The organism is Mycobacterium sp. KBS0706, from assembly GCF_005938675.2.
Taxonomy (GTDB): domain Bacteria; phylum Pseudomonadota; class Alphaproteobacteria; order DSM-16000; family Inquilinaceae; genus Inquilinus.
In genome coordinates this window covers 12,721-27,367 of sequence record NZ_VCCH02000099.1, presented here as the reverse complement: position 1 = coordinate 27,367, position 14,647 = coordinate 12,721, and the positions used below count along the sequence as shown (strand labels likewise).

General features: G+C 68.0%; 15 protein-coding genes and 1 pseudogene. 10 read left to right on the top strand and 6 right to left on the bottom strand.

All coding sequences use genetic code 11. The features are described 5' to 3' along the window. Nucleotides 1-101: 101 nt before the first annotated feature. Both FFK22_RS34275 and FFK22_RS34270 read right to left on the bottom strand, forming a co-directional pair. Nucleotides 102-635 (bottom strand): cupin domain-containing protein, encoded by a 534-nt coding sequence (locus FFK22_RS34275; protein WP_138891996.1) that lies wholly within the window; start codon nt 633-635, stop codon nt 102-104. A 112-nt stretch (nt 636-747) separates the two neighbouring features. Further along, the gene (locus FFK22_RS34270; RefSeq protein WP_138891997.1) at nt 748-1,395 is read right to left on the bottom strand and encodes an NnrU family protein; all 648 of its coding nucleotides are present in this window, start codon (nt 1,393-1,395) and stop codon (nt 748-750) included. A gap of 70 nt (nt 1,396-1,465) precedes the next feature. On the opposite strand from FFK22_RS34270, the gene FFK22_RS34265 reads away from it, so the two are divergent. The 5 genes from FFK22_RS34265 (at nt 1,466) to FFK22_RS34245 (ending at nt 6,728) form a co-directional block, all read left to right on the top strand. Continuing rightward, a complete protein-coding gene (locus tag FFK22_RS34265; RefSeq protein ID WP_138891998.1) occupies nt 1,466-2,068 on the top strand; it encodes a TetR/AcrR family transcriptional regulator in 603 nt (200 codons plus the stop codon). A gap of 157 nt (nt 2,069-2,225) precedes the next feature. Beyond that, entirely contained in the window at nt 2,226-3,179 is a 954-nt protein-coding gene (locus tag FFK22_RS34260) for a sugar ABC transporter substrate-binding protein (RefSeq protein ID WP_138891999.1), read from the top strand. A 293-nt stretch (nt 3,180-3,472) separates the two neighbouring features. After that, nucleotides 3,473-4,546: an ABC transporter permease gene (locus FFK22_RS34255; RefSeq protein WP_221939065.1), complete on the top strand. Its 1,074-nt coding sequence runs from the start codon at nt 3,473-3,475 to the stop codon at nt 4,544-4,546. After that, nucleotides 4,543-5,352: an ATP-binding cassette domain-containing protein gene (locus FFK22_RS34250; RefSeq protein WP_138892001.1), complete on the top strand. Its 810-nt coding sequence runs from the start codon at nt 4,543-4,545 to the stop codon at nt 5,350-5,352. The genes FFK22_RS34255 and FFK22_RS34250 overlap by 4 nt, the downstream gene beginning before the upstream one ends. A gap of 206 nt (nt 5,353-5,558) precedes the next feature. Further along, nucleotides 5,559-6,728, top strand: a complete 1,170-nt coding sequence (locus tag FFK22_RS34245; RefSeq protein ID WP_138892002.1) for a Gfo/Idh/MocA family protein — start codon at nt 5,559-5,561, stop codon at nt 6,726-6,728. A gap of 181 nt (nt 6,729-6,909) precedes the next feature. Here the strand turns inward: FFK22_RS34245 and FFK22_RS34240 are convergent, their stop codons facing one another. After that, nucleotides 6,910-7,362 (bottom strand): VOC family protein, encoded by a 453-nt coding sequence (locus FFK22_RS34240; protein WP_138892003.1) that lies wholly within the window; start codon nt 7,360-7,362, stop codon nt 6,910-6,912. Nucleotides 7,363-7,559: 197 nt separating this feature from the next. Between FFK22_RS34240 and FFK22_RS34235 the strand changes: the two genes are divergently transcribed. Further along, nucleotides 7,560-7,913, top strand: coding sequence for a cupin domain-containing protein (locus tag FFK22_RS34235; protein ID WP_138892004.1), 354 nt, complete (start codon nt 7,560-7,562; stop codon nt 7,911-7,913). A gap of 55 nt (nt 7,914-7,968) precedes the next feature. Here the strand turns inward: FFK22_RS34235 and FFK22_RS34230 are convergent, their stop codons facing one another. Continuing rightward, nucleotides 7,969-8,394 carry a hypothetical protein gene (locus FFK22_RS34230; protein ID WP_138892005.1) on the bottom strand — a complete coding sequence of 142 codons (426 nt, stop codon included), beginning with the start codon at nt 8,392-8,394 and terminating at the stop codon, nt 7,969-7,971. A 44-nt stretch (nt 8,395-8,438) separates the two neighbouring features. Here FFK22_RS34230 and FFK22_RS34225 point away from each other — a divergent pair, with 44 nt between their 5' ends. Further along, nucleotides 8,439-8,864, top strand: a complete 426-nt coding sequence (locus FFK22_RS34225) for a cupin domain-containing protein (RefSeq protein WP_138892006.1) — start codon at nt 8,439-8,441, stop codon at nt 8,862-8,864. Nucleotides 8,865-8,930: 66 nt separating this feature from the next. After that, nucleotides 8,931-9,149 (top strand): annotated as a pseudogene (locus FFK22_RS44880) (DUF2938 family protein); the annotation flags it as partial. A gap of 93 nt (nt 9,150-9,242) precedes the next feature. Here FFK22_RS44880 and rfbA read toward each other — a convergent pair. Together rfbA and FFK22_RS34210 are read right to left on the bottom strand one after the other, a co-directional pair. After that, a complete protein-coding gene (gene rfbA, locus FFK22_RS34215) occupies nt 9,243-10,148 on the bottom strand; it encodes a glucose-1-phosphate thymidylyltransferase RfbA (protein WP_138892007.1) in 906 nt (301 codons plus the stop codon). Between the two features lie 64 nt (nt 10,149-10,212). Beyond that, nucleotides 10,213-11,535 (bottom strand): acyltransferase, encoded by a 1,323-nt coding sequence (locus FFK22_RS34210; protein ID WP_138892008.1) that lies wholly within the window; start codon nt 11,533-11,535, stop codon nt 10,213-10,215. Between the two features lie 335 nt (nt 11,536-11,870). On the opposite strand from FFK22_RS34210, the gene FFK22_RS34205 reads away from it, so the two are divergent. Together FFK22_RS34205 and FFK22_RS34200 are read left to right on the top strand one after the other, a co-directional pair. Then, nucleotides 11,871-13,541, top strand: coding sequence for a methyltransferase domain-containing protein (locus tag FFK22_RS34205; RefSeq protein ID WP_186002814.1), 1,671 nt, complete (start codon nt 11,871-11,873; stop codon nt 13,539-13,541). Between the two features lie 55 nt (nt 13,542-13,596). Next, entirely contained in the window at nt 13,597-14,643 is a 1,047-nt protein-coding gene (locus FFK22_RS34200; RefSeq protein WP_138892010.1) for a glycosyltransferase family 4 protein, read from the top strand. Nucleotides 14,644-14,647: the final 4 nt, after the last annotated feature.

Genomic DNA, 14,647 nt, shown 5'->3' with positions numbered 1-14,647 from the left:
GGATGAGTCGGACTGCGGCTTGTTCATGGAACATATCATGAACGAGTCGCGGGCGATCGCGCAATGAACATTGCGTGAACCGCGTCGCCGGGCAGCTCTCTCTATCCGCCCTGGGCCTCGCGCCAGATCGTCACCAGCGGCCCGCCGGCGCCCAGCACCGGGTCGGTCTCCGGCACCGGCACGGCGCGGATGCTCTCGCGCAGGACGCGGCCGTCGCCCCCGCCTTCCCTGACCAGGTCCGGATCCTCACCGGGCGGATAGGCGCCGATCACCAGCAGGTCGCCGCTGCCCTCCTCGCGCTTGTGGCCGACCCCGGCCGGGATCACCACCACGTCGCCGGCCAGCAGCTCGAGCGAGACGCCGGAAGCGCCGCCGAACCGCACCTTGGCGCGGCCGCCGGCGATGCCCAGCACCTCATGCGCGTTGCTGTGGAAATGATGGAACGGGTAGATGCCGTCGCGCCAGCCCCTGCCCCAGCCGTTCTGGCCGAAGCGCGCCTCGATCGCCGTCGCCATGTCGCCGAGGCCGAGCCCGCTGACCTGGCGGTAGACCAGCAGCGGCAGGGCCGGGTTGTTCGGCACGGCGCCGCCATCCTCGAAGTAATGGGCCTCGACGCCCAGATCGGCTTCGGTCATGGCCTGTCTCCTCGGCTGCTGCAAGGAGTCTGGCCCGGAGGCGGCGGGCGGCAAGGGGCTGAGGCTGCCGGGCACCGCGTTGGGTTCGCCGACGGCGAACCCAATCTACGCCTCACAGAAACCCGTGCAGCCACAGCGCGGCGACGAACAGGACGATGCCGAGGCCGAGCCGCCACGGCGCCAGCTCGCCGAGCGCGAGCTGGCCGCGGCCGGACAGCACGGCAGCGAAGGGCAGGCGCGAGGTGCGGTGGGTGAAGTCGCTCCAGGCGGGGCCGAGCTGCGCCGCCCGCTTGCGGTCGATCGAGACCATGCCGTTCAGCGCCGTCACCAGGATGGCGCCAAACAGCAGCACCCCGGCCCAGTGGCCGTTCACCGTCAGATGCGCGAGCGCCCAGAGCGCGAAGGCCCAGAGCATCGGATGGCGGGTGATGCGGGTGATGCCGGCGACCGGCAACGCGTCGCCCATCCGCTCCGCCCCCACCTGGGTCGGGTTGGAAGGGCCGAGGCTGTAGGCCAGCAGCACGAAGCCGAGCAAGACCAGCACCGCCGGGATCCAGAAGGGCACCGGGGCCCAGAGCGGCTCATAGGGCGCGCCGCGATAGGCCAGCGCCAGCCAGGCCAGGCCGATGGCGCTGAGCGCCGAGAACACACCGCGATAGCCCATCTCGCCCAGCCGCGCCACCAGCGTCGGGCGGAGCGGGCCGGCGACGCCGAGATGCAGCAGCACCCAATACAGCGCGGCGAAAGCGAGAGAGAGCATCGTTGCGGCCTTTACAGCAGGACCGATCCGGTCGATGTTGACATCGCCAACATAGGATTGGATGTAGACTATGTCAACATCGGAGCAGGCCGGGCAGCCCTATCATCATGGTGACCTGCGCCGGGCGCTGGTGGCGGCGGCCCGCGCGCTGCTGGAGGAGGCCGGGCCGGAGGCGCTGAGCCTGCGCGACGTCGCCCGCCGCGTCGGCGTCTCGCACAGCGCGCCCTACCGGCATTTCCCGACCCGGCAGGCGCTGCTCGCCGCGCTGGCGGCGGAGGGATTTGCGGCCTTGTCCGCCTGCATGCGGTCGATCCCGGACTCGGCCGCACCCGGCCTGGCCGCCGGCTTCCGCACCTATCTCGGATTCGCCCGCGAGCAGCCGGGGCTGTTCCGGCTGATGTTCGACGGGACGGTGGAGACATCGGCCGATCCGGCGCTGCGGGCGGCGTCGGAGCAGTCCTATGACGGCCTGCGCCACGCCGTGCACCGCATCGCGCCCGGCGCCGACCGGGCCGCGGTCGTGACCGTCTGGACCCAGATGCATGGCCTGGCGCTGGTCGTCCTCTCCGGCCAGCTGGCCGAGGATCTGGTGCGCGATGGCGGGCTGGACATCCTGGCCGACCGGGCGGCGGCGATCCTGGAGGCCGGGCTGCGCGGCGCCGGCGCCCCCTGAAACGGCCAAATCAAGAAATAGAACAGAAATTCTGAATTGCCTTCCTGTTAAAAATCCTGTTCAATTCCGGTGATCGAACGACACCGGCGCCGGACCTGGGCAGACACCCCTCCCCGGCCTCGATGAATCGGACGACGAAACCGAGGGAGGACCAGGAATGCTTCGGACATTGCTGTGCGGCGCGGTCATGGGCGCCGCCATGGTGCTGGGCCTGGCGGCGGCGCCCCAGGCGGCGCAGGCGGCCAATGAGCGCTTCGTGCTGATCAGCCACGCGCCCGATTCCGACAGCTGGTGGAACACCATCAAGACCGCGATCCGCGAGGCGGGCCAGCAGGTCGGCGCCAAGGTGGACTACCAGAATCCGTCGACCGGCGACCTCGCCGACATGGCCCGCATCCTGCAGCAGGCCACCGCGTCGAAGCCCGACGGCATCATCATCACCATCGCCGATTTCGACGTGCTGAAGGGCCCGATCACCGATGCGGTGAAGAAGGGCATCCCGGTCATCACCATCAACTCCGGCACGGCGGAGCAGAGCAAGCAGCTGGGCGCGCTGATGCATATCGGCCAGCCGGAATACGACGCCGGCAAGGGCGCCGGCGAGAAGGCCAAGGCCGCCGGCGTCACCAAGTTCCTCTGCGTCAACCACTACATCACCAACCCGGCCTCGGTGGAGCGCTGCCAGGGCTTCGCCGATGCGCTCGGCGTCAAGCTGGGCGATCAGATGGTCGATTCGGGCATGGACCCGGGCGAGGTGCAGACCAAGGTCTCGGCCTATCTGCGCGCCCATCCGGACACCAACGGGATTCTCACGCTGGGCCCGAACTCGGCCGAGCCGACGATCCAGGTGCTGCAGGCCAACAAGCAGGCCGGCAAGATCTTCTTCGCCACCTTCGACCTCAGCGCCGCCATCGCCGCCGGCATCAAGGACGGCACAGTGACCTTCGCCATCGACCAGCAGCCCTATCTGCAGGGCTATCTGCCGGTGGTGCTGCTGGCGAACTACGTCCGCTACGGCGTGATCCCCAGCAACAACATCAACTCCGGCCCCGGCTTCATCACCAAGGACAACATCGCCCTGGTCGAGAAGCTGGCCGGCGAATACCGGTAAGACTGAGCACCTTGTGATCTCCCCCTCCCCTCGCGGGAGGGGGTAGGGGGAGGGGGTCGCACCGCTCGCGGCGACCCTGCCGGCCCCGCTCCCCGCATCGACAGCCCCCTCCCCCTTCCCCCCTCCCGCAGGGGGAGGGGGAGAGTGGGATGGAAGCGCCGGCCCCGGCCGGGCCGCCCTCCCCTCTTCCCGCCCCAAGCCCGGAAGACGCCATGACCACCATCCAGACAGACACCAGGGTTCCCGGGAGCCCCCGCCAGGGTGGCGCCCCGCGCCCGGCGGGGGACGAGCGGATGCGCTCCGTCTCGCTTGCCTCGCGCCTGCTGTCCCGCCCCGAGCTCGGCGCCATGGCCGGCACCGTGCTGGTCTTCGTCTTCTTCGGCATCACCGCCGGCGGCTCCGGCATGTTCAGCGCCGACGGCATCTCGAACTGGCTCGTGGTCTCGGCCCAGCTCGGCATCCTCGCGGTCGGCGCCAGCCTGCTGATGGTCGCCGGCGAGTTCGACCTGTCGATCGGCTCGATGATCGGCTTCGCCGGCATGATGATCGCGATCCCGACCGTGTTCTTCGGCTGGCCGGTCTGGCTGTCGCTGGTCTTCGCCTTCGCCGGAGCGCTGGCGATCGGCGCGCTGAACGGCTGGCTGGTGGTGCGCACCGGCCTGCCCAGCTTCATCGTCAGCCTGGCCTTCCTGTTCATCCTGCGCGGCATGACCATCGCGCTGTCGATCCTGTTCACCAACCGCACCATCGTCGGCGGCGTCAAGGACCCGGCGGCGGCCGACTGGCTGGCGCCCTTCTTCACCGGCACGGTGCTGGACGGCCTCTACCGCTGGGCGGCCGGCATCGGCCTGATCGACACCTTCCCGGACGGCAGCCCGATCGTCCCCGGCCTGCCGGTGCTGGTGGTGTGGTGGCTGGTGCTGACCGCGATCGGCGCCTGGATCCTGCTGCGCACCCGCTTCGGCAACTGGGTCTTCGCCGTCGGCGGCGACAACACCGCGGCCCGCAACATGGGCGTGCCGGTCGGCCGGGTGAAGGTGGTGCTGTTCATGGGCACCGCCTTCTGCGCCACCGTCTTCGCCGCCTGCCAGGTGATGGAGTTCGGCTCCGCCGCCGCCGACCGCGGCCTCTTGAAGGAGTTCGAGGCCATCATCGCCGTGGTGATCGGCGGCACCCTCCTGACCGGCGGCTACGGCTCGGTGATCGGCGCCGCCTTTGGCGCGCTGATCTTCGGCGTGGTGCAGATGGGCATCTTCTACTCCGGCGTGAACACCGACTGGTTCAAGGTCTTCCTCGGGGTGATGCTGCTGCTGGCCGTGATCGTGAACAACTACATCCGCCGCAAGGTGACGGGAGGCCGGTCATGACCAACGGCAACACTGCGCCCCTGGTCGAGTTGCACGGCGTCTGCAAATATTTCGGCTCGGTGGTGGCGCTGAAGGACATCACCATCTCGGTCCGCGCCGGCGAGGTGCTGGCCCTGCTCGGCGACAACGGCGCCGGCAAGTCGACCCTGATCAAGACCCTGTCCGGCGTGCACCAGCCCAGCGAGGGCCAGATGCTGGTCGAGGGCCAGCCGGTGCAGTTCCGCTCGCCGCGCCATGCGCTCGACCACGGCATCGCCACGGTCTACCAGGACCTGGCGATGGTGCCGCTGATGAGCATCACCCGGAACTTCTTCATGGGCCGCGAGCCGACGGTGGGCTGGGGCCCGACCCGGCGCATCGACATGGACAAGGCCAATGCCATCGCCCGCGACGCGATGCGCGAGATCGGCATCGACGTGCGCGACCCCGGCCAGGCGGTCGGCACGCTCTCGGGCGGCGAGCGGCAATGCGTCGCCATCGCCCGGGCGGTGCATTTCGGCGCCAAGGTGCTGATCCTGGACGAGCCGACCTCGGCGCTGGGCGTCAAGCAGGCCTCGGTGGTGCTGCGCTACATCGTGCAGGCGCGGGCGCGCGGGCTGGGGGTGATCTTCATCACCCACAACGTGCACCACGCCTATCCGGTGGCCGACACCTTCACCCTGCTGAACCGCGGCCGCTGCCTGGGCACCTATCCGAAGAGCGAGATCAGCCGCGAGCAGGTGCTGGAGATGATGGCCGGCGGCCAGGAGCTGGCCAGCCTGACCGCCGAGCTGGCCGAATTCGAACGCAGCGACGCGGCGGCTTAGGCACCGACGACCGGGGCCGGCACTCCCCCTCACCCTCCCGGCCCAAGCGGGCCGGGCCCCTCCCTCTCCCCGAGGAGAGGGATTAGTTACCTCTCCCTCGGGGAGAGGTCGGAACCGCGCAGCGGTTCCGGGTGAGGGGGCAGCACCGGCCCCATCTTCCAGATCGCCCCTCCCCCGGGAGGGCGGACCGAGGCGAGAGACCAGACATGACCACCAGCATCGGCGTCGGCCTGATCGGCACCGGCTTCATGGGCGAATGCCATGCCCTGGCCTTCCGCGCCGCGCCGGCGGTGTTCCGCACCCAGCTCGGCGCCCGGCTCGAGATGGTGGCCGACATCGATGCCGGTGCCGCGCAGCGGGCCGCCGACCGCTTCGGCTTCGCCCGCGCCACCGGCGACTGGCGCGAGCTGGTCGCCGACCCGAAGATCGACCTCGTCGCAATCACCTCCCCCAACCTTCTGCACAAGCCGATGGCGCTGGCGGCGCTCAAGGCCGGCAAGCCCGTCTATTGCGAGAAGCCGCTGGCGCTGAACGCCGCCGACGCGGCGGAGATGGCGGCCGCCGCCGCCGAGGCCGGCGTGCACACCATGGTCGGCTACAACTACCTGCGCAGCCCGGCCGTGTCCTTCGCGGCGCAGCTGATCCGCGACGGCGCCATCGGCCGCGTCACCTATTTCCGTGGCGTCAGCGACGAGGACTACATGGCCGACCCGGCCGTGCCGATGTCCTGGCGCTGCCGGCGCGACCAGGCGGGCAGCGGCGCGCTCGGCGACATCGGCTCGCACATCCTCAGCGTGGCGCTGGCCCTGATCGGGCCGGTGGCCGAGGTCTCGGCCGACCAGCGCACGGTGATCGCCGAGCGCCCCCTGCCCGCCGCCGGCGAAGGCCGCGAGCGCCGCGACGGCGCCGCCGCGGTCACCGCCGGGACGGCGGCGGTGGAGAACGAGGACCAGACCCACGCCCTGCTGCGCTTCGCCGACGGCGTCATCGGCACGGTGGCGACCAGCCGGGTGGCCTGGGGCCGCAAGAACCACCTGGCCTTCGAGGTGTTCGGCACCGGGGGCGCGATCCTGTTCGACCAGGAGCGGATGAACGAGCTGCAGCTCTACCAGCCGGGCGCCGCGCCGGGCGACCGCAACGGCTTCCGCACGGTGCTGACCGGCCCGGCCCACCCGCATTACGGCGCCTTCAGCCCCGCCGCCGGCCACGGCCTCGGCTTCAACGACCTCAAGGTGATCGAGGTGGCGCAGCTTCTGGACGCGATCGCCGGCGGCGCGGCGGCCTACCCGGATTTCGCGGCGGCCGCGGCGCTGGAACGGGTGAGCGAGGCGATCGGGCGGTCGGCGGCGGAGAGGAAATGGGTGGGGGTGGAGTAACGCTTCCTCAACTTCGCCGCCCGTTTGGAGATCCGTCCGCACGGCTCACCTTCCGCTTCGCTAATGGCCACCGCATCCTCGTCGAGGACGTCAACGATCGAACGTCGTACCGAGTGACCTGAACACCTTCATGGATCGGCACAAGGAACTGCTCCTGACCCGCAGGGGCGCTGACGCCCCCCTACCCTGGCCCCATCCCCTTCTCCGTCAGTTCCTTGATCGCCTGCTCGGTCTTGCCGAGATGGGATAGGCTCATGCCGCGCAGAATATGCGGGGCCTTGGTGAACTGGATGGTGTCGTAGCCGACGATCTCGATCCGGTTGCCCCAGGGGTCGAGGAAGTCGAGGAACGGGCCGGGCAGCACCGCCACCCCGGCCTCGGCCAGCGCCGCGCGCACCGCTGCCTTGTCGTCGACCACCAGCCCGAAATGGCGGCCGTCATCCGGTCCCTGGCGGCGGCCCTGCTGCAGCGCCAGGAACTGGTCGCCCAGGTCGATGAAGGCCATGCCCTCGGAGCGGCCGCGCAGGGTGAAGTCGAACAGCCTGCCATAGAAGGCCAGCGCCTCGTCGATGTCGCCGACCTCGAGCGCGACATGGTTGAACCCGACCGCTCGGGCCTTGCGGGTCTCGGGCATGGCGGTGTCCTCCGGCTGCCTGGGCCGCAGGATAGCGCCGCGGCGCCGGGACGGCCAAGCGGAGCGGGCCGCATGGCGATCCCGCGCCAGGGATGGTCGCGCCCGGGGTGGCCGTCGCCGGCGCGGGCCGGCACAGTCGCGCCCGGCAATGGCGGCGCATCCGGCGCCGGCCGGCCGACCGAGACGCGGAGAGAATCATGGCCGACACCATCGTGAAGCTGGGCGCCCCCACCGGCGAGCCCATCACCGCCGACCTCGACGGCTGGCGCGTGGTCGAGGGCAAGCCGACCATGCAGACCTGGGTGCAGCACAGCTCGGCCGACGGGTCGATGCTGTCCGGCACCTGGGCGGCGACGCCGGGCAGCTGGCACGCCACCTACACCGAATACGAATTCGTCCACATCATCCGCGGCCGCATCACCATCACCCCCGACGGCGGCACCCCGGTCCAGGTCGGCCCTGGCGACGCCTTCGTCGTCGAGCCCGGCTTCAAGGGCGTGTGGCGGATCGAGGAGGCCGTGCTGAAGCATTTCGACATCAAGCGCGCCTGAGCCGGCCCGGCTGAACGCCTCTCCCGCCCCGCGGGAGGGGCGAAGCGGGCGCCGCCTAGCGCTTCTTCAGCATATTCTTGATATCGCGCGGGTTTCCGAAGGATTTCACGGTCGCTCCGAAGGTCCTGAACTTGTCCTTCACGCCTTTGAGCTCCTTTCCCACCTCGGAAAAGCTCTTCTGCACCGTCGCCACCGTATCGCCCAGCCCCTTGATCTCCTTCTTCAGATCGGAGGCGATGCCGTAGACCGTCTGGGCCCTGCCTTCGGCGATTTTGACTCGATGTTCCAGAGCCTCCATCTTCTTTTCCAGTTCAGCCATCTTCTGGTCGTCTGCCATTCGAGCCCCGTCAAGGATGGATGGACGATTGCTGCAACCGTAACCGACCGTATCGGCCCGCCGCTCGCCCGGCCAATGTTCTCGCCGTATGCCGGCATGCGCCGGGCGGACCCGATCATTGCCGGTGCCGGCAGGAACGCTCACTCTCTCCGGAAGGCGGAGGCGAACCGCCCTCAAGGGAGGACAGCATGGAAACGATCAGGATGGGCGGGCTGGCGCTGGAGTTCCTGCACAGCAAGGACGACACCACCGGCAGCCTCGATGCGTTCCGGATGACGGTGCAGCCGAACGCCCGGATGCCGGTGCCGCATTATCACGAGAGCTGGGACGAGGTGGCCTACGGCCTGGCCGGCACCCTGACCTTCCAGGTCGATGGCCACGACGTGCCGGTCGGGACTGGCGACTCGGTCTTCATCCGGCGCGGCATCGTGCACGGCTTCCGCAACGACACGCAGGCGCCGGCGGCCTGCCTCGTTGTCCTCACCCCCGGCGTGCTCGGCCCCGCCTATTTCCGCGAGGTCGCCGCGCTGGCCGCCGGCGGCGCGCCCGACCCGGCGCAGATGAAGGAGGTCATGCTGCGCTACGGGCTGGTGCCGGTCGTCCCTGGCGCCTGAGCGCCTAGTCCGGCACCAGCAGGATCTTGCCGCTGCGGCGGCCCGGCTGGACGTCATGCGCCAGGCGAGCGCGCCCTCGGCTGGGCCGTCCATTACGGCACCGGCATCGTCTTCGCCGCCCTGCTGCTGGCGCTGTGCGGCCTGGGCTGGGCGCACGATCCGACCTTCGCGCCGGCGCTGGCCTTCGGGCTGGTCACCGTTGCCGCGCCGTTCCTGCTGATGCAGCCGGCCCTGGGGGTCGGCATCGCCGCGTCGAAGACGCCGAACCCAACCGTCGCAAGGCTGCGCAGCCTGATGCCCACGCCGCCTTCGGCCTCGGCCTCTACCTCGCCGCCCTGGTCACGTCCGCGCTGCCCGGCGCATGACCGGGCATGGCCGTCACACCCCCAGCCGGGCGCGGGCCAGGGACCCGTGCTCCTCGATCTCCGCGACCTTGAGCAGGTACTTGCCGTAGCCGCTCTTCTCCAGCTTGCGGCCCTGGGCGACCAGCTGGTCGCGGTCGATGAAGGCCTGGAGATAGGCGATCTCCTCCGGGCAGGCGACGCGCAGGCCCTGGCGCCGCTCCAGCGTCTGGACGTAGCTGGCGGCCTCGAGCAGGCTGTCATGCGTGCCCATGTCGAACCAGGCGAAGCCGCGGCCCATGCGCTCGACATGCAGCCCGCCGCGCTCGAGATAGACGCGGTTGACGTCGGTGATCTCGAGCTCGCCGCGGGCCGAGGGCTTCAGGTCGGCGGCGATGTCGACCACCTCGGCATCGTAGAAATAGAGGCCGGTGACCGCCCAGTTGGAGGTCGGGTTGCGCGGCTTCTCCTCGATCGCCGCGGCCCGGCCGTCGGCGCCGAAATTGACCACGCCGTAGCGCTCCGGATCGTCGACGTAATAGGCGAAGACCGAGGCGCCGGAGGGCTGGGCGGCGGCCGAGGCCAGCAGCTCCGGCAGGCCGTGGCCGTGATAGATGTTGTCGCCGAGGATCAGCGCCGAGGGACCGCCGGCGACGAAATCGGCGCCGATGATATAGGCCTGGGCCAGCCCGTCCGGGTTGGGCTGCACCGCGTATTCGAAGGTCATGCCCCATTGCGACCCGTCGCCGAGCAGGCGCTGGAACTGCGGCATGTCATGCGGGGTGGAGATGACCAGCACCTCGCGGATCCCGGCCAGCATCAGCACGCTGAGCGGGTAGTAGATCATCGGCTTGTCGTAGACCGGCATCAGCTGCTTGGAGGTGGCGAGCGTCAGCGGATGTAGCCGCGTGCCGCTGCCGCCGGCGAGGATGATGCCTTTCATAGAGGGCTCCGGGAGGCTGATGGTTGCAAGCAGGGACGGCGTCCGCGGACGCCGTCCAGGTATCTCACTGCGCCGTCATCTCCGCCACGGTTGCTTGGTGTCGTGAGGGGCGGTCCGACCGAGTGTCGGCCCAGCGCGCGGCCAGGCGTCCCAGCCGGTGGAACGGATCCTCGATCAGGCGATAGGTCACCCAGGATACGGCGATGCTGATCGCCATCCAGCCGAAAAACGTGACGATCCGCGACCCGGCGATCTGCGGCAGATGATGGATGATCACCGAGTGCACGATGTAGATCGAGTAGCTGATCATCCCCAGCCAGGTGATCACCCGCCCTTCCAGGCCGTAGCGGAAGAAGTAGCCGAAGCTGAACACCGCGATCGCGCAGACATAGGTCACCGGATCGGTCCACCAGGGCGCCAGCCGCCCGACCTTGTCGGCGTCGACGAAATAGGGAGCCAGCCAATCGTGCGAAGGCTGCGGCGCCGGCCATTCGAACGGGTAGTAGAAGATCCGGAAATTGATCAGGATCACCAGCGCATTGCCGATCAGAAGCATCACCAGGTGCTTCGTCGCCAAGCGGTTCGTGTAGTGGAAATAATACAACACCCCAATGGCGAAAAATTGAACGAGCGTAAAATTGTAAAATATCCCTCTATAATTGTGAAACAATAAAAAGCTCGCAGCAATCGTAAAAGGAAAGGCTTTCAACAGGCTGGTCGAAGAACTGCCTGCTATTGCCATGGTCAGGAGGATCGAGAAGGCGAACACGGCCGCGAGCGCTTCCCAGCTCTCGAGGAACTTCGTCGCGCCGCCGAACAGCAGATCACCGGAAATGGCGCCGTTCAGCAGCAGCGGCAGCAGCGGGACAACGGCGATGACGCGCAATGAGCTCGGCAGCCGGCTGGAAAAGAAGGCGACACCAATGAGAATATAGAAGATCAGCTCATAGTACAGCGTCCAGGACGACCCCACGATGTTGATATTCGTGAAAAACAGATGCACTGCAAATAAATTTGCGGCGATCACTCCAAGTGAAAAGTCCTGTCCCGATGTGAGCAGGACGAAGACGGTCGCCGCGGCCAGAAGCGGGAAAATCCGAAAGAACCGACCAAAAGCAAACGACAACGGGCTGCGATAGCGGCCGATCGTATAGGGGATGACGAAGCCGCTGATAATGAAGAACAGGAAGACCCCGAATTGCCCGGGCCGCCACACCGTGATGCTCCACCCAAAAAACTGGGGATACAGGAGCTCACCCGCGTGCTGCCCAACGACAAACAAGGCGGCAATAGCCCTGAGGCCATCCAGAAACTTGAGCCGGGAGCCGGACTTTTCAGCCTGATCCTGCGAGGCTGCGATCTTGATGGCGGCCGAATCCAATTTCATCAACCGGAATTCCTATGGTAAGAGGCCGCACCCTAATGGTTTTCCAACGGCTAAGGCAAGCATGGTCCCGCTCGGATTCGGAACGGCCGCGACACCACTTCAAGGCTGTTCCACGATCTTGCCGGCCGCCGGGAAGCGCCGGTGAACGACGAGGCACCGACTCCGCAACGACCGTGATGTCAGAGCTCCTCGCACCCTGACGCAGAACAAGGCGGCGATCACCCAGCTCCGGGATCGCCGCCGGAACGCAGCCCGGTTCCGGGTGTTTGGCTCGGATCAATCAGCCCTCAGACCGACACGCGCCCATGACGGATACCCCAGATCTCGACGAGTTGATGAAGCGCATCCGCGCCGAGATTGCGGCCAAGACGGCGGTTCCCGCCGCTGGATCGCCGGCCCAGGAAGCGGCAGGTGGCGAGGGGCCGCGCCAACCGATCGCGTCCGAAAGCATCCGCCGGACGTTTTCGGTTCGCGAGCTGCTTCGCGGCAAGCGGAACGAGGACTTCATCCGATCGGCCTATGTGAAGATTCTGGGCCGGGAACCGGATGTGGTCGGCCGCGGCCATTATCTGAAGCACCTCAACCATGGCCGGCTGGAGCGCGTCGTGGTGCTGCGGCGCCTGGTCAACTCCGCGGAAGCCCGTGAGCGCGGAATCCGGATCCGCGGCCTGCGGTGGCGGGTGGCCTGGGCCAAGGCCGCGCGGAAGCCGCCGCTGCGCTCGATCGTCAATTTCAGCAAGGGCGTCCGCTATCTGTCGCGGCTGCCGCGGATCGCGCGGGACGTCCGCAATTTCGAAGCGCTGGCGACGATGACGGCCCAGCAGGTCGCCGCCGAGGCGCGTGTCGAGCAGCAGGCCTTGGCCGGACCGATGAAGGCCTCGATCGAGAAGCTGCGCCGGCAGATCGAACCGCTGGCCGGTGCCCAATCCGATCTCGCGGGACGCATCGACGCGGTGGCCGCGATCGCTGTGAGCGGCAAGGATCGACTCGATCAGGTCGAGGCGGTCGCCGTGGACAGCCGGGACCGGCTCGATCAGGTCGAGGCGGTCGCCGCAACCATTTCGAACAGCAAGGATCGACTCGATCAGACGGAAGCGGCCGCCGCGGAGTTGAGGGAAACGGTTTCCTCACTCGCAGCGCAGCTGTCCGAACACAGAAACGTCGATCCCGAACTGCATCGCCTGCAGGCTGAGATGGTCGAGTTGCGCGGCCGGCTGCACAGTCATTGGCGCAGCATCACCGACCAGAAGCTGCGGCTCGAATTGCTGCTCACGGAAGCACGCAAGCGGTTGCCGGCGCCCTTCGATGCCACACAGACCGAGACCATCGCGAACGAAGCAAGCCACCTGCTCGACGCCTTCTACGTGTCGTTCGAGGACCGCTACCGCGGCACGCGGGACGATATCAAGAACCGCCAGAAGATCTATGTGCCCTACGCCAGGAAGGCCGCGGAGGCCACCGGAGGCGAGCTGATCGATATCGGCTGCGGGCGGGGCGAGTGGCTCGAATTGCTCGGCGAGAACGGGCTCGCCGCGTCGGGGATCGACCTCAACCGGGTGATGGTGGAGGAATGTCATGCCCGCGGCCTGAAGGCCACGCTGGGGGACGCGCTCGAGGTCCTGCGGTCGCTGCCGGAGCGCAGCCTCGGCGCGGTCACCGGCTTTCACATCATCGAGCACCTGCCATTCGATGTTCTCGTCACCCTGTTCGACGAGGTGCTGCGCGTGCTCAAGCCGGGCGGCATGGTGATCTTCGAGACGCCGAATCCCGCGAATCTGCAGGTGGCGGCCGAGCGGTTCTACATGGACCCGACCCATCTGAACCCGCTGCCGTCGGACCTGATCTCGTTCATCGCGACGGCCAGGGGGTTCAGCGGGGTCGAGGTGCTGGACCTGCACCCGATGGACTGGGCGCACCGCGACTATGACGATCCGATGCTCGCCCTGCTGCAGCACAAGCTGTTCGGTGCGCAGGACTACAGCATCATCGGGTGGAAGGCATCGTGATCGCGTTGCCGCGGATCCGCCGGTCGCTCGCGACCTGCCCGATCGGTTGCCCCCTATGAGCAGCGCGAAAGTCGCGATCGTCGCAGCCGGGTCCGGAACCGGTGAGGTCGGCGGCGTCGAGCGGCTCTACAGCGGGCTGCAATCCGCCCTGGAGAACGCCGGGCTGCAGGCGGAGATCGTGTCGCCGGTCAGCGACGAGAGCAATTTCGACCAGATCAAGGGCAGCTATCTTCGCTTCTATGATCTGAACCTCGATGCGTTCGATGGCGTGGTGTCCACCAAGGCGCCCAGCTATGCCATCCGTCACCGGAACCATGTCGGGTATCTGGTGCACACGATGCGCGTCTTCTACGACATGTTCGAGGCCGAGTTTCCGGCCCCCTCCGCCGCACTGCTGGAACAGCGCCGGCTGATCCACCAGCTGGACACGGCCGCCCTTGCCCCGCGACGGCTGAAGCACCTCTACACGATCGGCCATGAGGTCAGGGAGAGATTGAAGCAGTACAACGGCATCGACGCCGAGGTGCTGCACCATCCGACCACTCTCGACGGCCTCAGGCAGGGCCGATACGAATACATCCTCCTTCCAGGCCGCCTGCATCGCTGGAAGCGTGTCGACCTGGCGATCTCCGCGGTCAAGCTGATGCGCCGGCCCGTCCAGCTTCTGATCACCGGGACCGGCGAGGATCGGGCCTATTTCGAGACCATTGCCGATGGCGATCCCCGGATCCGCTTCCTGGGGCGGATGAGCGAGGACGAGTTGCGGGCCCTCTACGCGGACGCGCTGGCCGTCGCCTTCGTTCCCCGGCGGGAGGATCTCGGCCTGATCACGCTCGAGGCGTTCGGCAGCGGCAAGCCGGTCGTCACCTGCACCGATTCCGGCGAACCGTCGCGCCTGGTCCGGCACGGCGAGACCGGCTTCGTGAGCCAGCCCGACCCTTCTGCGCTTGCAGGTTGGCTCGAACGATTGGTAGAGGATCCCGGGATGGCGATGGCGATGGGCAGCCGTGGCCGATCGTCCGTCGCGCATATCACCTGGGAGCGAATCGGCCATAGTTTGGCCCGAGCTCTCGGCTTTATCGATACTCCTTCCTCGCACTGAATTG